The 19,492-nt window shown below is 67.9% G+C and carries 20 protein-coding genes; 17 read left to right on the forward strand and 3 right to left on the reverse strand.

Annotation, left to right across the window (positions count from 1 at the left end; translation table 11 throughout):
- From ccsA to msrQ, 3 genes are all read left to right on the forward strand, one after another.
- A partial coding sequence (gene ccsA, locus DIE02_RS15645) for a cytochrome c biogenesis protein CcsA (protein WP_171928181.1) occupies positions 1–180 on the forward strand: 180 nt, incomplete at its 5' end.
- A gap of 158 nt (positions 181–338) precedes the next feature.
- Positions 339–1,334 (forward strand): protein-methionine-sulfoxide reductase catalytic subunit MsrP, encoded by a 996-nt coding sequence (msrP, locus tag DIE02_RS15650; RefSeq protein ID WP_124487837.1) that lies wholly within the window; start codon positions 339–341, stop codon positions 1,332–1,334.
- 20 nt (positions 1,335–1,354) lie between these two features.
- Positions 1,355–2,044, forward strand: a complete 690-nt coding sequence (msrQ, locus tag DIE02_RS15655) for a protein-methionine-sulfoxide reductase heme-binding subunit MsrQ (protein WP_124487838.1) — start codon at positions 1,355–1,357, stop codon at positions 2,042–2,044.
- Positions 2,045–2,129: 85 nt separating this feature from the next.
- Here the strand turns inward: msrQ and lptM are convergent, their stop codons facing one another.
- Entirely contained in the window at positions 2,130–2,411 is a 282-nt protein-coding gene (gene lptM, locus DIE02_RS15660; protein WP_124487839.1) for an LPS translocon maturation chaperone LptM, read from the reverse strand.
- 36 nt (positions 2,412–2,447) lie between these two features.
- On the opposite strand from lptM, the gene cyaY reads away from it, so the two are divergent.
- A complete protein-coding gene (cyaY, locus tag DIE02_RS15665) occupies positions 2,448–2,774 on the forward strand; it encodes an iron donor protein CyaY (protein WP_124487840.1) in 327 nt (108 codons plus the stop codon).
- A 100-nt stretch (positions 2,775–2,874) separates the two neighbouring features.
- Here the strand turns inward: cyaY and DIE02_RS15670 are convergent, their stop codons facing one another.
- Positions 2,875–5,262 carry a penicillin-binding protein 1A gene (locus DIE02_RS15670; protein WP_082088581.1) on the reverse strand — a complete coding sequence of 796 codons (2,388 nt, stop codon included), beginning with the start codon at positions 5,260–5,262 and terminating at the stop codon, positions 2,875–2,877.
- Between the two features lie 226 nt (positions 5,263–5,488).
- Between DIE02_RS15670 and DIE02_RS15675 the strand changes: the two genes are divergently transcribed.
- The 12 genes from DIE02_RS15675 (at position 5,489) to ugpQ (ending at position 17,637) form a co-directional block, all read left to right on the forward strand.
- On the forward strand, positions 5,489–6,412 hold the full coding sequence (locus DIE02_RS15675; RefSeq protein WP_124487841.1) for a competence protein ComA: 924 nt from the start codon (positions 5,489–5,491) through the stop codon (positions 6,410–6,412).
- Positions 6,409–7,044 (forward strand): fimbrial protein, encoded by a 636-nt coding sequence (locus DIE02_RS15680; protein WP_124487842.1) that lies wholly within the window; start codon positions 6,409–6,411, stop codon positions 7,042–7,044. Before DIE02_RS15675 ends, DIE02_RS15680 begins: the two co-directional genes overlap by 4 nt.
- Positions 7,041–7,907, forward strand: coding sequence for a pilus assembly protein (locus tag DIE02_RS15685; RefSeq protein ID WP_124487843.1), 867 nt, complete (start codon positions 7,041–7,043; stop codon positions 7,905–7,907). The genes DIE02_RS15680 and DIE02_RS15685 overlap by 4 nt, the downstream gene beginning before the upstream one ends.
- Entirely contained in the window at positions 7,904–9,556 is a 1,653-nt protein-coding gene (locus DIE02_RS15690) for a type IV pilus secretin PilQ (protein ID WP_124487844.1), read from the forward strand. Before DIE02_RS15685 ends, DIE02_RS15690 begins: the two co-directional genes overlap by 4 nt.
- 40 nt (positions 9,557–9,596) lie before the next feature.
- The gene (locus DIE02_RS15695) at positions 9,597–10,151 is read left to right on the forward strand and encodes a shikimate kinase (protein ID WP_082088580.1); all 555 of its coding nucleotides are present in this window, start codon (positions 9,597–9,599) and stop codon (positions 10,149–10,151) included.
- Positions 10,148–11,227, forward strand: coding sequence for a 3-dehydroquinate synthase (gene aroB, locus DIE02_RS15700; protein WP_044845981.1), 1,080 nt, complete (start codon positions 10,148–10,150; stop codon positions 11,225–11,227). The genes DIE02_RS15695 and aroB overlap by 4 nt, the downstream gene beginning before the upstream one ends.
- A 41-nt stretch (positions 11,228–11,268) precedes the next feature.
- Positions 11,269–12,477 carry a deoxyguanosinetriphosphate triphosphohydrolase gene (locus DIE02_RS15705; RefSeq protein WP_124487846.1) on the forward strand — a complete coding sequence of 403 codons (1,209 nt, stop codon included), beginning with the start codon at positions 11,269–11,271 and terminating at the stop codon, positions 12,475–12,477.
- A gap of 90 nt (positions 12,478–12,567) precedes the next feature.
- The gene (gene ugpB / locus DIE02_RS15710) at positions 12,568–13,902 is read left to right on the forward strand and encodes a sn-glycerol-3-phosphate ABC transporter substrate-binding protein UgpB (RefSeq protein WP_044845979.1); all 1,335 of its coding nucleotides are present in this window, start codon (positions 12,568–12,570) and stop codon (positions 13,900–13,902) included.
- Between the two features lie 98 nt (positions 13,903–14,000).
- Positions 14,001–14,885 (forward strand): sn-glycerol-3-phosphate ABC transporter permease UgpA, encoded by an 885-nt coding sequence (gene ugpA, locus DIE02_RS15715; protein ID WP_044845978.1) that lies wholly within the window; start codon positions 14,001–14,003, stop codon positions 14,883–14,885.
- Positions 14,882–15,727 (forward strand): sn-glycerol-3-phosphate ABC transporter permease UgpE, encoded by an 846-nt coding sequence (gene ugpE / locus DIE02_RS15720; RefSeq protein ID WP_044845977.1) that lies wholly within the window; start codon positions 14,882–14,884, stop codon positions 15,725–15,727. The genes ugpA and ugpE overlap by 4 nt, the downstream gene beginning before the upstream one ends.
- A 31-nt stretch (positions 15,728–15,758) precedes the next feature.
- Positions 15,759–16,844, forward strand: coding sequence for a sn-glycerol-3-phosphate import ATP-binding protein UgpC (locus DIE02_RS15725; RefSeq protein WP_124487847.1), 1,086 nt, complete (start codon positions 15,759–15,761; stop codon positions 16,842–16,844).
- A gap of 28 nt (positions 16,845–16,872) precedes the next feature.
- The gene (gene ugpQ / locus DIE02_RS15730) at positions 16,873–17,637 is read left to right on the forward strand and encodes a glycerophosphodiester phosphodiesterase (RefSeq protein ID WP_124487916.1); all 765 of its coding nucleotides are present in this window, start codon (positions 16,873–16,875) and stop codon (positions 17,635–17,637) included.
- 163 nt (positions 17,638–17,800) lie between these two features.
- On the opposite strand, the gene DIE02_RS15735 is transcribed toward ugpQ, so the two are convergent.
- The gene (locus tag DIE02_RS15735; protein WP_044845975.1) at positions 17,801–18,526 is read right to left on the reverse strand and encodes an OmpW family protein; all 726 of its coding nucleotides are present in this window, start codon (positions 18,524–18,526) and stop codon (positions 17,801–17,803) included.
- 193 nt (positions 18,527–18,719) lie between these two features.
- Between DIE02_RS15735 and DIE02_RS15740 the strand changes: the two genes are divergently transcribed.
- The gene (locus DIE02_RS15740) at positions 18,720–19,433 is read left to right on the forward strand and encodes a transposase (RefSeq protein ID WP_006752972.1); all 714 of its coding nucleotides are present in this window, start codon (positions 18,720–18,722) and stop codon (positions 19,431–19,433) included.
- The last annotated feature ends 59 nt before the right edge of the window (positions 19,434–19,492 follow it).

The following is a 19,492-nucleotide window of genomic DNA, read 5'->3' on the forward strand; positions in this document are numbered from 1 at the left end:
GAAACCTGGGCGCTGATCGTGTGGCTCAACTACGCGGCCTGGCTGCACATGCGCCTGATGAAGGGCCTGCGCGGCGCCGTTGCCGCCTGGTGGGCGCTCACCGGCCTGCTCGTGACGACGTTCGCGTTCCTCGGCGTCAACATGTTCCTGTCGGGGCTGCACAGCTACGGCAAGCTGTAAGATTTCCGACGCGGGTCCGACAAAAGACCGCCGGCGCACTGCGTGCCCGGCGGTTTTCTTTTGTAACGGGCGGGCGGTCCGGGCGTCGAACGGCGCAGGATGGGGCGGGTCGAACGCTCATGAAGCGTGCGCGCCGCGCATGCAGGAGGAGCAGCACGATGTGGATCAAACACCCTTTGCGCACCGTACTGACCGGCGGTGACATCGCGCAGAGCCAGATTACGCCGCGCGCGGTGTTCGAGAACCGGCGGCGCGTCTTGCAGGCCGCCGGCCTGGCGGCGGCGGGCGGATTGCTCGGCGGCAGCGGCGCGGCGTTCGCCGCCTATGCGTCGCCCGACGCGCGGGCCGCGAAGCTCGTGGCGAAAACCAACCCGAAGTTCGTTGCGGCCGACCGGGTCACGCCGTTCAAGGACATCACGTCCTACAACAACTTCTACGAATTCGGCACCGACAAGGGCGACCCGGCGCAGAACGCCGGCACGCTGCGGTCGCGCCCGTGGCGCGTGAGCGTCGAAGGCGAGGTGCTGCACCCGAAGGTGTTCGATCTCGACGAACTGCTGAAGCTCGCGCCGCTCGAAGAGCGCGTGTACCGGCTGCGTTGCGTCGAAGGCTGGTCGATGGTGGTCCCGTGGATCGGCGTGCCGCTGTCCGAGCTGATCAAGCGCGTGCAGCCGACCGGCAACGCGAAGTACGTGCAGTTCGTCACGCTGGCCGATTCGTCGCAGATGCCGGGGCTGTCGACGCCGGTGCTCGACTGGCCGTACTCGGAAGGGCTGCGGATGGACGAGGCGATGAATCCGCTGACGCTGCTGACGATGGGCGTGTACGGCCAGGTGTTGCCGAACCAGAACGGCGCGCCGGTGCGGATCGTCGTGCCGTGGAAGTACGGCTTCAAGAGTGCGAAGTCGCTCGTGAAGATCCGCTTCGTCGACAAGCAGCCGAAAACGAGCTGGAACACGTACGCGTCGAACGAATACGGCTTCTATTCGAACGTGAACCCGAACGTCGATCACCCGCGCTGGAGCCAGGCGACCGAGCGCCGGATCGGCGAGGACGGCTTCTTCACGCCGAAGCGCAAGACGCTGATGTTCAACGGCTACGGCGATCTCGTCGCGTCGATGTATCAGGGCATGGACCTGAAGAAGAACTTCTGAGCGCGCCGGTGAGAAACGACATGCCTCCTTCGACGCTGACGCCCGCGCGCGCGTCCGGCACGCGCACGGCTGCCGCCGGCAGTTCCCGGGGCGGCTCAGTGCGTGCTGCCGCGCCGCGCTGGCTTGCCCCCGCCAAGGTACTGGTTTTCGCGGCCGGACTCTATCCGCTCGCCCGTCTCGTGCTGTTCGGGCTGACCGACCGGCTCGGCGCGAACCCGATCGAATTCATCACGCGCTCGACGGGCCTCTGGACGCTGGTGATGCTCTGCCTCACGCTCGGCGTCACACCGCTTCGGCGCGTGACGGGCGTTCCCGCGTTGCTGCGCTTTCGCCGGATGATCGGCCTGTTCGCGTTCTTTTACGCGACGCTGCATTTCACGACGTATCTGTGGTTCGACAAGTGGTTCGACGTGCTCGCGATCCTGAAGGACGTCGGCAAGCGTCCGTTCATCACGGTCGGCTTCGCCGCGTTCGTGCTGCTGATTCCGCTGGCCGCGACCTCGCCGCGCGCGATGGTGCGCCGGCTCGGCCGTCACTGGGCGACGCTGCATCGCGCGATCTATGCGATCGCGCTGTTCGGCGTGCTGCATTTCTGGTGGATGAGGGCCGGCAAGCACAATCTCGCGCAGCCGAAGCTCTACGCGGTGATCGTTGCGGTGCTGCTCGGCTGGCGCCTGCTCGAATGGGGCTGGCGGCGCATCCGCGCGTGACGAGGCGGGCCCGGAAAAACAAAAGGCGATGACGGGCAGTCATCGCCTTGGTCGCGAAGGAGGCCGCGCGAGCGGCGGCGCGCGCTTACTGCGTGGCGGCCGGGCCGGATGCCGGCGTCGCGGCCTTCGATGGATCGCTCGACAGCTCCGGTGACAGCGTGAGCGGCGTGCCGGAAGAATCGGGAATGCTGTCGGACGACGCGTTTTCATCGGTCGGCGTGACGTCGGACGGCGCCGTGTCCTGCTGCTGGATGGGCTTCGCCGGCAACGGGGGCACGGTGGGCAGATAGAGCGGACCGCGTTGACCGCAGCCGGCAAGAATCGCCAAAGCCGCTACAATCGCGCTCATCCGGAAAACGACTCGCATGATCGTCCCTGAACAATTTAACCGATAGAGTTTAGCATGTCCGATACTGAATACCTGGCCCGTGCCGAGGCCGTGCTGGCGGCCGTCGAGCGTACCGTGGATGCCGCGAACGACGGCGATCACGACATCGATCTGGAGCGCAACGGCAGCGTGCTGACGCTGACGTTCGAGAACGGCTCGAAGATCATCGTCAACCTCCAGCCGCCGATGAAGGAGCTGTGGATCGCCGCGAAGGCGGGCGGGTTCCATTACCGTTTCGTGGACGGCGAATGGCGCGATACGCGCACCGGCACCGAGTTCTTCGCGGCGCTCACCGAGTACGCGACGCAGCAGGCCGGCCTGCCGATCACGTTCGGCGCGTAACGCGTCCGGCGCTTGCCTGGCCGGGCGGCCGATACGCCGGATCGAAGCACAACGAAAAAGCGCCCCGCGGGGCGCTTTTTTCATGCTCGGGCCGTTCGTGTCAGTGGCCGCGGAACAGGTTCATGATGTCCTGCTTCTCCTGTTCGTCGACATGCGGCACCGCTTCGTCGGTGCTCTGCACCGCCGGCGCCTGCGGCACGCCGACCGTCGACACGAAGCCGTGCCCCGGCGTGAAGTCGGTGAAGTACAACTCGCTGCCGAGCGCCTGGACGTCGTCCGGCATCGTCGGCTTGAACTCCGGCACGCCCTTCAGCGCCGCGCCCATATAGTCGATCCAGACCGGCAACGACAGGCCGCCGCCGGTTTCGCGATCGCCGAGGCTGCGCGGGTTGTCGTAACCGATCCACGCGATCGCCGCGAGCGTGTGCTGGTAGCCGGCGAACCACGCGTCGTGCGAGTCGTTCGTCGTGCCGGTCTTGCCTGCGAGGTCGGTGCGCTTCAGCACGTTGGTGCGCGCGCCCGTGCCGCGCTGCGCGACGCTCTGCAGCAGGCTGTTCATCACGTATGCGTTGCGCGCGTCGATCGCGCGCGGCGCGTTTTGCTCGGCGATGAGCGGCTGCGCGCGGGCGACGACAGCGCCGTTCGGATCGGTCACTTCGGCGATCAGGTACGGATTCACGCGGAAGCCGCCGTTCGCGAACACCGAGTACGCACCGGCCATCTGCAGCGGCGTGACCTGGCCCGCGCCGAGCGCCATCGGCAGGTAGGCCGGATGACGGTCGGCGTCGAAGCCGAAGCGCGTGATGTACTGCTGCGCGTACTTCGTGCCGATGTGGTTCAGGATCCGGATCGACACGAGGTTGCGCGAGCGCTGCAGCGCGGTGCGCATCGACATCGGGCCTTCGAAGCCGCCGCCGTAGTTCTTCGGTTCCCACGGCTGGCCGCCGGTTTCCGCTGCGCTGAAATACAGCGGGCCGTCGTTGATCACCGTGGCCGGACCGAGGCCCTTGTCGAGCGACGCCGAGTAGATGAACGGCTTGAACGACGAACCCGGTTGCCGCCACGCCTGCGTGACGTGGTTGAACTTGTTCTTGTTGTAGTCGAAGCCGCCGACCAGCGAGCGGATCGCGCCGTCCTGCGGAACGATCGAGATGAACGCGCCTTCGACCTGCGGCAACTGCGTGATCGACCACTTCCCGGCGTCGTTCTTCACGACCCGGACGATCGCGCCCGGGCGGATGCGGCGGTTCGGCTGCGCGCCGGCCGACAGCGCGCCCGACGCGAAGCGCAGGTTGTCGCCTTCGATCGTCGCGCTGCTGCCGTCGATGAAGGCGATGGTGATCTGGCGCGGGGTGGCTGCGGTGACGACCGCCGCGATCAGCTCGCCGTTGTCGGGGTGTTCGAGCAGCGCATCGTCGATCGCCTGCTCGCGATCGTCGGCGCCGGCCGGCAATTCGATGAAGCCTTCCGGCCCGCGATAGCCGTGGCGGCGCTCGTAATCCATGATGCCCTTGCGCAGCGAGGTGTAGGCAACCTGCTGGTCGGCGGAATCGATCGTCGTGACGACGTTGAAGCCGCGCGTGTAGGTTTCCTCGCGGTACTGCGCGTACATCATTTGTCGGACCATTTCCGCGACGTACTCGGCGTGCACGCTGAACTCGCGGCCCGCACCCTTGACGGCGAGCGGCTGCGCGACGGCTTGGTCGTACTGCTCGCGCGTGATGAAGTTCAGCTCGAGCATCCGCTGCAGGATGTATTCCTGGCGCACCTTCGCGCGCTTCGGATTGACGACCGGGTTGTACGCGGATGGCGCTTTCGGCAGCCCCGCGAGCATCGCCGCTTCGGCGAGCGTGATGTCCTTCAGGTCCTTGCCGAAATAGACCCGCGCGGCGCTCGCGAAGCCGTACGCACGCTGGCCGAGATAGATCTGATTCATGTAGACCTCGAGAATCTGATCCTTCGTCAGCGCGCGCTCGATCCGGTAGGCCAGCAGCATCTCGTAGATCTTGCGCGTGTAGGTCTTTTCGCTCGACAGGAAGAAGTTGCGCGCGACCTGCATCGTGATCGTGCTCGCGCCCTGCGACGCATGGCCATTCGTCAGTGCGACGAAGCCGGCGCGGGCGATGCCGGTGAGGTCGACGCCGCCGTGATCGTAGAAGCGTGCGTCCTCGATCGCGAGGATCGCCTTCTTGAGCGAGTCGGGCACGTCCTTGAAATGGACGATGTCGCGGCGTTCCTCGCCGAATTCGCCGATCAGCACGTGATCGGACGTATAGATGCGCAGCGGTACCTTCGGACGATAGTCGGTCAGCGCGTCGAGCGACGGCATGTTCGGCCACGCGACGACGAGCGCGTAGCCGAGCACGAGGCCGCCGGCCACGACGAGGGCCACGCACATCGCGGCGAGGCCGATCAGGACTTTCAGCCACCAGGACCGCTTCTTCGGCTCGGGCGCGGGAGGCGGGGACGTAGGAGACGTGGATTGCATAGGCATACCGGAAAACAGTCCCGCGATTATAGCTGCCCGGTAAGACCGGCCCTGACGCGGGGGGCGGCGGCCGGAAACCGACTGATCGCGGTGCCGCCGGCATAGTGTCCGCGAGGTCGCCCCGTGCCACAACTGGCCGTCCGGCCGACTGTCGGGCACACGCGCCGCTTTGCAGAATCAGGCCTCGGAAACGCGGCGTGGGCCGCAACGATCGCGGGAGGCTGGGATGGCAGGACGATGGGCGGCGCGGTTCGCGCCGGGCAGGCACCGTTCGACGGGCATCGACGTCGGGGCGGACGAGGTGAGGGTGGCCGTGCTGAGCCGGCGCGGACGGGCCGTGGAGGTGCGGGTCGAAGGACTCGAGCGGGAGCCGGTCGGATTGCAGGACGGGCCGGAGGAGGCGCGCTGGGCCGCGGTCGCACGCGCGTTGGCGGCGGCCGTGTCGCGATTGTCGGCGGCGGGCGTGCGCTGCGATACGCGCGGCGTGATGGCGCTGCGCGACGACGAAATGCGGACCGCGACGCTCGACCTGGCCGGGCGCGACGACGTCGCGGACGCCGCCCGGCAGGCCGCTGAACGGATCTCGGGGCTGCCGCCCCACAGCCTCGCGTTCGACTGGCGGCAGGACGACGGCGCGTGCCCGGGCGAGATCGAGGTCGCCGTGGCGCCGCAGGCATTGCTCGAACGGCGGATCGACGTGGCCGCGCAGGCCGGCGTCGACCTGACGGCCGTCGACGGCGAGTCGGCCGCCGCGCTGCGCGCGTTGCGCTATGCCGCGCAGTTCGAAACCGACGCCCACGGCCCGTACGCCGCATTCTGGTTCTGCGACACGGGCGTACGCGGTTGGCGGGTCGACGGTTCGATCGCCGTACCGGTGCTCGCGGTGTCCGGCGACGTGCAGGCGGCGTTCCCCGACGCATTGCGCCAATGCGTGTTCGAGCCGGTGCGCTGCGTGCTCGTGGCCGGCGACGCGCGCAGCATCGCCCGCTGCGGTACGTCGGCCGCCGATATCGGCGATGCGCTCGGCGTGGCCGCGGTGCCGTTCGACTGCACCGGATGGGACGGGCTGCCGGGCGTGCCCGCCGGAACGCAGGGCGGTCCGGCGTTTGCCCTCGCGATCGGGCTGGCGCTGCGCGGGGTGTGGGAATGATGGCCGATGTGGGGTTCGGGCGAACTGCCGCCGGCCACGCCGTGCTCGGCGGCTTCAATCTGCTGCCGTACCGTGAGCGGCTGGCGCAGGCGTTGCGGCGGCGCCGTGCCGCGCAGTGCGGGGCGGCGGTCGTGCTCGGCGTGCTCGGGGCCTGCGTTTGGACGGGTGCGGCGACGGCGTGGCGATGGCGCATGGATGCGGAGCGTACGCGTGTGGAGGCGCGGCTGCGGCAATTGCAGCCACGGATCGATGCCGCACGGCGCGCCGCCGGCGTGGCTGCCGACCTCGCGCGACGCGATGCACGGGCGGTCGTGCTTGCCGCGCCTTACCGGCGTGTCGCCGGGCTGCTCGCGACGCTGGCCCAGGTGCGCGACGACACCGTCCGGCTCGACGCATTGCGCACGACTGCGTCCGGCGCCGTGCTCGACGCGCGCACGACGAGTTACCGGGCGGCCGCGCGGTGGCTCGCACGGATTGCGGTCGAGCAGCGTGACTGGCGATTCGATGTCGGTGCGCTGACACCTGCTTCGGCCACGCCGGTCACGGGTTCGGCCGTGCCGTTCCGGTTTTCCGTGCAGGTGCGTTGGCACGACGCGCCGCCGCGGCAGAACGCAGCGGGAGGCGACGCATGACGGCGATCACGCATCGGTCCATGCCAGCCGGTGCCGGGCGGCGCGGCCGCATGGCGCGGATGTCGCCGGCCGCGGCGCATGCCATCGGCTGCGTGGCGGCGTTCGCGTGCGTGACGATGGGCACCATTCATCTGATGGATGCCGTCGACGCGAGCGGCCTCGCACGCAGTCGCGCGTTGCTGGCAACGGCACAAGTGCGTGCCGCCGACGCACAGCGGCTGCTCGCGACCGCGCCACGGCGCGACCCGGACCCGGCTGCCGGGCACGCCTCCAGCGTGCCGAGTGCGTCGGGGTGGCCCGCACTGATGCTCGAACTGGCGGACCTGGCCGGCGCGAGCGGACTGCGGATCGTGTCGATCGAGCCGCGGCGCACTGACGAAGCGGCGCCGGATGGCCGACGCACGGTGCGGATCGTCGCGGACGGCGGCTTTCCGGCGTTACTGCGGCTGATCGGCGGGCTGGCGAGTTTTCCCGCGCTGGTGGTGCCGTCGAGGCTGCATATTGAGCGCAAACCGCCCGCGTTGCGGGTGGACATGACGATCGACGTGTTTCCGGCGCTGTCGGGGGCTCGTGTTCCCGATGGCACGGTGCGGCTGCTTGCCGGCGCGCCGAGCGACGATCCATTCGGCGGCGATGGCTTGCCCGCGCAGGCCGACGATGCGACGCCGCGCCTGGCCGGCACGATTCGCGACGTACGCGCCGGGCTCGCGCTATTCGACGCGGGCGATGGCGCATTCGCGACCGTTGCGCCGGGCGAAGCGTTCGGGATGTCACGCGTGGTGAGCGTCGATGCCGGTGCGGTGACGCTTGCGACAGCTGATGGCGCGCGCCGGTTCGTCATGGATGACGGAGGTCGCCCATGACGAAGTACGGATGGCGGGCGATCGCATTCTGGGTCGGATCGGGCGTGGCCGCGGCACACGCGGCGCTGCCGCCGTTGCCCCTGTTGCCGCCTTTGCCGCCGGCCGGCTGGCCGATCGCATCGATGCAGGCGCATGCCCAGGACACACCGCTGCCGCAGGGCGCGCCCGACGGTGCGGACGGCGCAGCGCCCGCGCATGACGGCCCGCCGCCGTTCGATCGGGCAGTGCGCGCGGCGCTTCAAGCAGACACAACCGCACCGGTGCTCCGGCTGGAAGGGCCGCCGATTCCATTGCCGCCGCCGACGCGCATGAGCGACGCCGCGGCGCGGCACCCCGGCGATGCGGATGACGCGCGGCGGATCTCGCTGAATCTGCAAGGCGCCGGGCTCGCTGCCGCGTTCGACGCGCTCGCGCGATTCACCGGGCTGAACATCATCGTCGGCGAGCAGGTGCGCGGCACCGTGACGTTACATCTGAACAATGTCCGCTGGCGCGATGCGTTCGACACGTTGCTCGACACGCACGGGCTGGCGATGTCCCGGCGCGGCAACGTGATCTGGGTCACGCCGGCGGCCGAACTCGCCGCGCGCGAGCGCGAGCGCTTCGAAACGCATGCACGCGCGGCCGAGCTGGAGCCGCTCGCGAGCCGGACCTTCGCGCTGCATTACCCGCGCGCGCAGGACGTGCAGCGGCTGCTGGCCGGAGCGACCGGCCAGCGTCTGCTGTCGAAACGCGGCGCCGCGGCGGCCGACCCGCGCACGAACCTGTTGTTCGTCACCGATCTGGCGCCGCGCATCGCGCAGATCGCGGGCTTGATCGACGCGATCGACCGGCCATCGCGGCAGGTCCGGATCGAGGCGCGGATCGTAGAAGGCGAGCAAGGCTTCTCGCGCAACCTCGGCGCACGTGTCGCGCTGCGCGCGCAGGGACGGGCGCCCGCGGCCGACGGCGCGGCATTCGCGACGGACACGCGCAACGCGCTCGACCTGGCCGCACGACCGCTCGGCGGCTTCGAGGCGGCGACGGCCGGCTTCACGTTGTTCGCCGCGCCGCTCAGCCGCGTGCTCGACGTTGAATTGAGCGCGCTCGAGGCGCAGGGGCGGGGCCAGATCGTTTCCAGCCCGCGCGTGGTGACGGCCGACCGCGTGAAAGCGATCGTCGAACAGGGCTCGGAGCTGCCGTACCAGGCGAAGGTCGGCAACGGCGTGAGCGGCGTGCAGTTCCGCCGCGCGACGCTGAAGCTCGAGGTCGAGCCGCAGATCACGCCCGACGGACGCGTCGTGCTGGACCTGGACGTGACAAAGGACAGCATCGGCGAGCCGACGGCGGCCGGCCCGGCGATTCATACGAAGCACGTCCAGACACGCGTCGAGGTCGAGGACGGCGGAACGGTCGCGATCGGCGGGATTTACGAGCAGTTGAACCGGGACGATGTGACGCGGGTGCCGCTCTTGGGCAAAATACCGGTACTGGGCGCGCTTTTCCGGCACCGCGCACGGCGCGACCAGCGCAGCGAACTGGTCGTCTTCATCACGCCGACGGTCGTCGGCCCGCATTGCGAGACGGCCGGCGCGGGCGACGCGGATGCACGTAAAACGGGGCCGGAAGCTGGCGGCGCAGGCTCGACAAGGCAGCCGCTTTGCCAGTAAGCTGCGCCACACACCAGCAAGATTCAAGCAGAGGAAGCCGTTGCAAGCGCGGGACCCACATGCAAACGTATTTTTCGTCGGCCTTATGGGAGCGGGTAAGACCACCGTGGGCCGGGCGGTCGCGCGCCGGCTCGACAGGACGTTCTTCGACTCCGACCACGAAATCGAGGCCCGCACGGGGGCGCGCATTCCGGTGATCTTCGAGATGGAGGGCGAGGCCGGGTTTCGCGACCGCGAATCGCAGGTGATCGCCGATCTCACGCAGCGCGAGAACATCGTGCTCGCGACGGGCGGCGGCGCGGTGCTGCGGCCCGAGAATCGCGACTGCCTGAAAAGCAGCGGCATCGTCATCTATCTGCGCGCCAATCCGCACGATCTGTGGCTGCGCACCCGCAAGGACAAGAACCGCCCGCTGTTGCAGACCGACGATCCGAAGGCGCGTCTCGAAGCGCTCTACGAAGTGCGCGACCCGCTGTACCGCGAGTGCGCGGACTTCATCATCGAGACCGGCCGCCCGTCGGTCAACGGCCTCGTCAACATGGTGCTGATGCAACTCGAACTGGCAGGCGTCATCGCCAAGCCGCTACAAGCATGATTACCGTCAACGTCGATCTGGGCGAGCGCGCCTACCCGATTCATATTGGTGCCGGCCTGATCGGCCGCACCGAGCTGTTCGCCCCTCACATCACCGGTTCGTCGGTCACGATCGTCACGAACACGACGGTCGATCCGCTCTACGGCGACGTGCTGCGCGCGGCGCTCGCGCCGCTCGGCAAGCGCGTGTCGACGGTCGTGCTGCCGGACGGCGAGGCCTACAAGAACTGGGAAACGCTGAACCTGATCTTCGACGGCCTGCTGACCGAGCGCGCCGACCGCAAGACGACGCTCGTCGCACTCGGCGGCGGCGTGATCGGCGACATGACCGGCTTCGCCGCCGCGTGCTACATGCGCGGCGTGCCGTTCATCCAGGTGCCGACGACGCTGCTGTCGCAAGTCGATTCGTCGGTCGGCGGCAAGACGGGCATCAACCACCCGCTCGGCAAGAACATGATCGGTGCGTTCTACCAGCCGCAGGCCGTGATCGCCGATATCGGCGCGCTGACCACGTTGCCCGATCGCGAGCTGGCGGCCGGCGTGGCCGAGGTCATCAAGACGGGCGCGATCGCCGATGCGGCATTCTTCGACTGGATCGAGGCGAACGTCGAGGCGCTGAACCGCCGCGAGCCGGCCGCGCTCGCGCATGCGGTGAAGCGCTCGTGCGAGATCAAGGCGAGCGTGGTCGCAGCCGACGAACGCGAAGGCGGGCTGCGTGCGATCCTGAATTTCGGCCATACGTTCGGCCATGCGATCGAGGCCGGGCTCGGTTATGGCGAGTGGCTGCACGGCGAAGCGGTCGGCTGCGGGATGGTGATGGCGGGCGACCTGTCGGTGCGGCTCGGCCTGCTCGACGAAGCGTCGCGGCAGCGGCTCGACGCGGTGATCGCCGCCGCACATCTGCCGGTGCGCGGGCCGGCACTCGGCGATGCGCGCTACATGGACCTGATGCGCGTCGACAAGAAGGCTGAAGCCGGAGCGATCAAGTTCATCCTGCTGAAGCGATTCGGCGATACGCTGATCACCCAGGCGCCCGACGAAGCCGTGTTCGCTACGCTGGCGCAGACGACCCGGTAACGGCGCCCCGGATGCCCCGGCGCCCCTGACATGGAGGAGACGTGAGCGAGACATCCAGCAGCAAACCGACCCGAGCCGGCCGCGCATCTGCCGCGGCGCTGGCCGAGCCGCCGACGCTGGCGGCGCTGGAAGCCCATCTCGCTCCGTATGCCGCCCACGCGTCGCAGTCGCGCGGCCGCCGCCATCAGGAAACCCCGCCGGCGGCGCGCACCGAATTCCAGCGTGACCGCGACCGCATCGTTCATTCGACCGCGTTCCGCCGGCTCGAATACAAGACGCAGGTCTTCGTCAATCACGAAGGCGACCTGTTTCGCACCCGCCTCACGCACAGCCTCGAAGTCGCGCAGATCGCGCGTTCGGTCGCGCGCAACCTGCGCCTGAACGAGGATCTCGTCGAAGCGATCTCGCTCGCGCACGATCTCGGTCATACGCCGTTCGGCCATGCCGGGCAGGACGCGCTGAATGCGTGCATGCGCGAGCACGGCGGCTTCGAGCACAACCTGCAGAGCCTGGCGGTGGTCGACGAACTCGAGGAGCACTACGGCGCGTTCAATGGCCTGAACCTGTGCTTCGAGACGCGCGAAGGCATCCTCAAGCACTGTTCGCGCGAGAACGCCCGCAAGCTCGGCGCACTCGGCGAGCGTTTCCTGCAAGGCCGCCAGCCGTCGCTGGAAGCGCAGCTCGCGAACATTGCGGACGAAATCGCGTACAACAACCACGACGTCGACGACGGCCTGCGCTCCGGCCTGATCACGATCGAGCAGCTCGCCGAAGTCGAGCTGTGGCAGCGCCACTACGACGCGGCGCTCGCCGAATTCCCGCATCTCGAAGGCCGCCGCCTCGTGCACGAGACGGTGCGCCGCATCATCAACACGCTGATCGTCGACCTGATCGACGAGACCACGCGCAATCTCGCCCGTGTCGCGCCCGCGTCGCTCGACGACGTGCGCGCCGCGCCGCCGCTCGTCGCGCACAGCGAGCCGGTCGCCGCGCAGGCGGCGGCCCTCAAGCGTTTCCTGTTCAAGAACCTGTATCGCCACTACAAGGTGATGCGCATGGCGAACAAGGCGCAGCGCGTCGTCACCGGGTTGTTCGACGCGTTCATCGACGATCCGCGCCTGCTGCCGCCGCCGTACCAGTCGGACGACGAAGCGCAGCAGCCGCGCCTCGTCGCGCACTACATCGCCGGCATGACCGACCGCTTCGCGCTGAAGGAATACCAGCGCCTGTTCGTCATCAACGACAACTGACTGTCACAAACGATCACTAGACTTCGCCGGTTCAATGGCGACGGGAATGTTGCACACGCTGTTGGTAACGTTTTCACAGGAGAGAGATCGATGAAGAAGAAGCCCGCGGGGACAATGGTTCGCTCGATCGCGCTGGGCGGCGCGCTCATGTTCGGTGTGCAGCATGCGGCGTTCGCCGCGACGGAGATCCAGTTCTGGCATGCGATGGAGTCGGCGCTCGGTGAGCGCGTCAACGAGCTCGCCACGCAGTTCAACGCATCGCAGAGCGACTACAAGATCGTGCCGGTCTTCAAGGGCACGTACGACCAGGCACTCGCGGCGGGCATCGCCGCCTATCGCAGCGGCAACGCGCCGGCGATCCTCCAGGTCTATGAAGTCGGCACCGCGACGATGATGCAGGCGAAGAAGGCTGTCGTGCCGGTCTACGACGTGTTCAAGCAGGCCGGCGTGCCGCTCGACGAAAAGGCGTTCGTACCGACCATCGCGAGCTACTACAGCGACGCGAAGACGGGCCATCTCGTGTCGATGCCGTTCAACAGCTCGACGCCGGTGCTGTACTACAACAAGGACGCGTTCAAGAAGGCCGGGCTCGACCCGAACCAGCCGCCGAAGACGTGGGCCGACGTGCAGGCCGCCGCGGAGAAGCTGCGCAAATCCGGGATGACGTGCGGCTTCACGACCGGCTGGCAGGGCTGGATCCAGCTCGAGAACTACAGCGCGTGGCATGCGCTGCCGTTCGCGAGCCGCAATAACGGCTTCGACGGCGCCGACGCGGCGCTCGAATTCAACAAGCCGCAGCAGGTCGCGCACATCGCGTTCCTGCAACAGATGCAGAAGGACGGCACGTTCACGTACGCGGGCCGCAAGGACGAGGCATCGGCGAAGTTCTACAGCGGCGACTGCGGGATCCTGACGACGTCGTCGGGCGCGCTCGCGAACGTGCAGAAGTTCGCGAAGTTCAGCTACGGCACGGGCATGATGCCGTACGACGCGAACGTGAAGGGCGCGCCGCAGAACGCGATCATCGGCGGCGCGAGCCTGTGGGTGCTGGCCGGCAAGGATCCGGCGACCTACAAGGGCGTCGCGAAGTTCCTCGCATTCCTGGCCTCGCCGCCGATCGCCGCGAAGTGGCACCAGGAAACCGGCTACCTGCCGGTCACGACGGCTGCGTACGAACTCACGCGCCAGCAGGGCTTCTATGCGAAGAACCCGAGCGCGGAAACCGCGATCAAGCAGATGATGAACAAGCCGCCGCTGCCGTATACGAAGGGGCTGCGCCTCGGCAACATGCCGCAGATCCGCACGGTCGTCGACGAAGAGCTGGAGCAAGTCTGGGCGGAGAAGAAGTCGCCGAAGGAGGCGCTCGACTCGGCGGCGTCGCGCGGCGACGAGCTGCTGCGCCGCTTCGAGAAGTCGGGCGGCTGAGCCTGCATCGCGTTCGTGCCGCCGGCCGCTGCATCGCGTATGCGCGCGTGCGGGCCGGCGGCACGGTTCCCTTCCCGTTTCGCCTCCGGACACCCGCGATGCAATCCCGTTCCCGTTTCGGCGCGAGCCTGCTGCCGTACCTGCTGATCGCGCCGCAGCTCGCGATCACCGCCGTGTTCTTCCTGTGGCCGGCCGGCGTCGCGCTGTGGCAGTCGACGCAGATGCAGGACGCGTTCGGCACGTCGAGTGAATTCGTCGGCTTCGCGAACTTCACGCACCTGTTCGCCGACCCGCTGTACCTCGACTCGTTCCGCACGACGCTGGTGTTCAGCTCGCTCGTCACGGTCAGCGGGCTCGTCGTGTCGCTGCTGCTCGCCGCCTGCGCCGACCGCGTGATCCGCGGCGCGCGCGTATACCGCACGCTGCTGATCTGGCCGTATGCGGTCGCGCCGACGATCGCGGCCGTGCTGTGGGCGTTCCTGTTCAACCCGAGCATCGGCCTCGTCACCTATGCGCTCGCGAAGGGTGGCATCGTGTGGAATCACGCGCTGAACGGCGGCCAGGCGATGTTCCTCGTCGTGCTCGCGTCGGTATGGAAGCAGGTGAGCTACAACTTCCTGTTCTTCTACGCAGGACTGCAGGCGATTCCGCGCTCGCTGATCGAGGCGGCGGCGATCGACGGTGCCGGGCCGGTGCGGCGCTTCTTCCACATCGTGCTGCCGCTGCTGTCGCCGACGAGCTTCTTCCTGCTGGTCGTGAACCTCGTCTACGCGTTCTTCGACACCTTCCCGGTGATCGACGCGGCCACCGCCGGCGGCCCCGCGCAGAGCACGAAGACGCTGATCTACAAGATCTTCACGGAAGGCTTCCAGGGGCTCGACATCGGCAGCTCGGGTGCGCAGTCGGTCGTGCTGATGATCATCGTCGTCGGCCTGACGGTGATCCAGTTCCGCTTCGTCGAACGCAGGGTGCAATACGCATGATCGAAAATCGCAAGGGCTTCGACCTGTTCTGCCACGCGGTGCTGATCGCGGGCGTCGTGCTGATCGTGTTCCCCGTGTACGTCGCGTTCTGCGCGGCGACCATGAACGCGCAGGAAGTGTTCACGATCCCGCTGTCGCTGGTGCCGAGCACGCACCTGCTGGAGAACGTCGCCTATATCTGGGGGCACGGCAGCGGCGGCACGACGGCGCCGTTCGGCCGGCTGCTCGTCAACAGCTTCGTGATGGCGCTCGCGATCGCGGTCGGCAAGATCGCGGTGTCGATCCTGTCCGCGTACGCGATCGTCTACTTCCGCTTCCCGTTCCGCAACACGGCGTTCTGGCTGATCTTCATCACGCTGATGCTGCCGGTCGAGGTGCGGATCTTCCCGACCGTGCAGGTCGTGTCGACGCTCCACATGACGAACACCTACGCGGGGCTCTCGCTGCCGCTGATCGCATCGGCGACCGCGACGTTCCTGTTCCGCCAGTTCTTCATGACGCTGCCCGACGAGCTGATGGACGCCGCGCGCATCGACGGCGCGGGGCCGCTGCGCTTCTTCCGGGACGTCGTGCTGCCGCTGTCGAAGACGAGCATCGCGGCGCTGTTCGTGATCACGTTCATCTACGGCTGGAACCAGTATCTGTGGCCGATCCTGATCACGACGGAGGCGTCGCTGTCGACGGCGGTGGTGGGCATCAAGACGATGATCGCGAGCGGCGACGCCGCGACCGAATGGCAATACGTAATGGCGGCGACGCTGCTGGCGATGATTCCGCCGCTCGTCGTCGTGCTGGCGATGCAGCGCTGGTTCGTGCGCGGCCTCGTCGATTCCGAGAAATAACCACGGACGGCAACCGGGAGAAGGACCAAGTATGGCTGCGCTGAGCTTGAAGGGCGTCAGGAAATCCTACGACGGCAAGCAGCACGTGCTGCATGGCATCGACGTGGAGATCGCCGACGGGGAATTCATCGTGCTGGTCGGCCCGTCGGGCTGCGGCAAGTCGACGCTGCTGCGGATGATCGCGGGGCTCGAGACGGTGACGGACGGCGAGATCGCGATCGGCGAGCGCGTGGTCAACGCGCTGGAGCCGAAGGATCGCGACATCGCGATGGTGTTCCAGAACTACGCGCTGTATCCGCACATGACGGTCGCGCAGAACATGGGCTACGGGCTGAAGATCCGCGGCATCGAGCGCGCGACGATCGACGCGCGGGTCGCTGCCGCCGCGAAGATCCTCGAGCTCGAGCCGCTGCTCGCGCGGCGGCCGCGCGAACTGTCGGGCGGCCAGCGGCAGCGCGTCGCGATGGGGCGCGCGATCGTGCGCGAGCCGTCGGTATTCCTGTTCGACGAGCCGCTGTCGAACCTCGACGCGAAGTTGCGCGTGCAGATGCGGCTCGAGATCCAGCGGCTGCATGCGCGGCTCGCGACCACGAGCGTGTACGTGACGCACGACCAGATCGAGGCGATGACGCTCGCGCAGCGCGTGATCGTGATGAACCGCGGCTATGCGGAGCAGATCGGCGCGCCGGTCGACGTGTACGAGAAGCCGGCGACGGTGTTCGTCGCGGGCTTCATCGGCTCGCCGGCGATGAACCTGATGCACGGCCGACTGTCGGAGGATGGCGCGACGTTTACGGTCGCGGGCGGCGGCCCGGCGCTGCCGGTCGCCGGCGCGCCCGGCATCGGCACCGCGATCGCCACCGGGCGTGACTGGGTGCTCGGCGTGCGGCCGGAGCACATGACGCCGCAGCCGGGCGTCGCGCAGGCGACGCTGCCGGTCGACTCGTGCGAGCTGCTCGGCGCGGACAACCTCGCGCACGGCCGCTGGGGCAACCACGACGTCGCGGTGCGGCTGCCGCACGCGGATCGTCCCGCGCGCGGCACGGCGCTGGGTGCCGCGCTGCCCGCGCACCGGCTGCATTTCTTCGATCCCGAGACCGGCAAGCGGGCCGGCTGACCCTGACGAACCCGTTGCGAGGCGCATGATGACTTCCCGAACCGACTGGCCCTATCCGCGCGTCGTCGCCCATCGCGGCGGCGGCACGCTCGCACCGGAGAACACGCTCGCCGCGTTCGACGAGGGCGCGCGGCGCGGTCACCGGATGGTCGAGTTCGACGCGAAGCTGTCCGCCGACGACGTGACGTTCCTCCTGCACGACGACACGGTCGACCGCACGTCGAACGGCCGCGGCCCGGCGGCGGGCATGCGTTATGCGGCGCTGGCCGCGCTCGACGCCGGTGCCTGGTTCGACGCGCGTTTCGCGGGCGAGCGGATGCCGACGCTCAAGGCGGCGGCGGCGCGCTGCGTCGCGCACGGGCTGGCGGCGAACGTCGAGATCAAGCCGTGCCCGGGCCGCGAGCACGACACGGGGCAGCGGGTCGCGGCCGATGCGGCCGCGTACTGGCATGGCGCGGCGGTGCCGCCGCTCTTGTCGTCGTTCTCGTTCGAGGCGCTGCAACAGGCGCGCGCGAGTGCACCGGCGCTGCCGCGCGGGATGCTGTACGAGGCGGTACCGGACGACTGGCACGCGCAGGTCGTCGGTGCGCTCGGCTGCGTATCGTTGCACGCAAGCCACAAGGAGCTCGACGAACCGCTCGTGCGCGCGATCAAGGCGGCCGGGCTGCGGATCCTGGTGTACACGGTCAACGACCTCGCCCGGGCGCGCGAACTCGCGCGCTGGGGCGTCGATGCGATCTGCACGGACCGGATCGACCTGATCGCCGCCGATGCGCTGGACGACATCGCGTAGCGACCGGTCCCGCGCGATGCTGGTGGCGGGAAAACCCTGAGGCAAAAAAACGACGCCCCGGCGGGTTTCCGCCGGGGCGTTTTCCATCGTGGAGACGTTACGTCACGAAAAATCGGCTACAAATTGCAGCAGGATTAACCATTCCCCAAATATTCGACTACGCTTAGAAGCGGTAGCCGATGTTCAGGTACGTGACGATCGGATTGAGCGAGATCTTCGCTTTCGACGTTTCGGTCAGGGTGCCGACCGGCGTCCGGCGGGCCGTCGTGAAGGTCGCGGTGACGCTGATCGGGATGTACGAGATCGACAGGCCGCCGAACCAGTGTTTCGTGAAGTTGTACGTGAAGCCGGCGTTGAACACGGGCGCCCACTGGTTGCTGGTCGTCGCGCTGGTCGGGCCGCCGAGCACGCCGTTCTCGAAGCTGCTGTTCGTGATCTTTGCGCCGGTGAACCACGTATATGTCGCGCCGACGCCGACATACGGACGGAACTTCGCGTTGGCGTCGTTGAAGTGGTAGCGCAGCAATACGGCGGGGCTCCACTGGTACGCACGGCCGAGTACGCCGAAGTTTTCGAACCGACCCTTGCCGGTAATGTCGAACTTCGGCGGTATCCCCATCACGAGCTCGGTGGAGATATGGTCGGTGACGAAGTAGCCCGCTGCGAGACCGAGCGTATCGGCGTCGTTGATGCCGGCGCCGGTGTTGGGAATCGATTGGTTGATGGGCGTGCCGCCGACGCCGTAGACGAACAGCGGGTCGCTGCTGTCCTGCGGCGAAAAGTGCAGCCAGCCGGTGCTGACGTAGAAATCACCTGCGGATTGTGCGTGTGCCGTACCGCCCGCGAATGCGAGCGCCACGGCCCCCGTAATGGCCAGTTTTCGTTTCATTGTGTCTCCTCCGATCAAAGGCGTGCTCATTATGACGACTGCGTTTAAAACCAAACAAGCTCGCAAGTTAGAGCTTTCTCCCTAGGATTCGCACGACCGTACGCTTCCGCGCCCCGCCAGGACAGGCATTCTACGCAGGTGCGCATTTTCGGACCTTCGGGTATTTCCTAACGCGTTCAAACGGACATTCAGCATGGCACGGTTAGCACGACTCTACGTTCCCGACCAGCCGCAGCACGTGATACTGCGCGGCCTGGATCAGCAACCCGCGTTTGTCGACGACCAGGACTACGAACTCTTCATCGATTGTCTGAAGGCCGCGGCACGCGATCACCATCTTTCGGTGCATGCCTACGTGCTGCTGCCGCGTCAGGTGCAGCTCCTCGTGACGCCGAGCGACGAGGCGAGCCTGCCGAAGGCGATGCAGGCGGTGGGCCGCCGCTACGTCGCGCATTTCAACCGGCGCTATTCGCGGCGCGGCACCCTGTGGGAAGGCCGCTATCGCGCGACCGTGATCGAAGGCGAGCGCTATTTCCTGCTCGCGAGCCGCGTGGTCGAGATGAGCCCGGTGCGCGCGCAGCTGGTCGCGACGCCCGACGCCTATCGCTGGTCGAGCTACCGGCACCACGTCGGGCTCACCGTCGACAGCCTGATCACCGACCATCCGCTCTACTGGGCGCTCGGCAACACGCCGTTCGACCGTCAGCGCGCGTACAAGGAGCTGTGCGAGCAGCCGCTCGACGAGCGGCAGGCCGATCAGCTCCAGCAGGCGACACTCAAGGGCTGGGTGCTCGGCGGCGAGAACTACCGCGAGTGGGCGGCGCGCACGGCGAACCGCCGCGTGTCGCCGCTGCCGCGCGGACGCCCCAGAAAGGTGCGTGAAAACACGCCGCCGATCCAGCAGTAACGCGGGAAAGGCGGATCACGAGGCGGCACCGCGGGTGCCGCTTCTTTTTGCACCAAAAT

Origin of the sequence: Burkholderia sp. Bp8991, assembly GCF_003853795.1 — a bacterium.
Classification (GTDB): domain Bacteria; phylum Pseudomonadota; class Gammaproteobacteria; order Burkholderiales; family Burkholderiaceae; genus Burkholderia.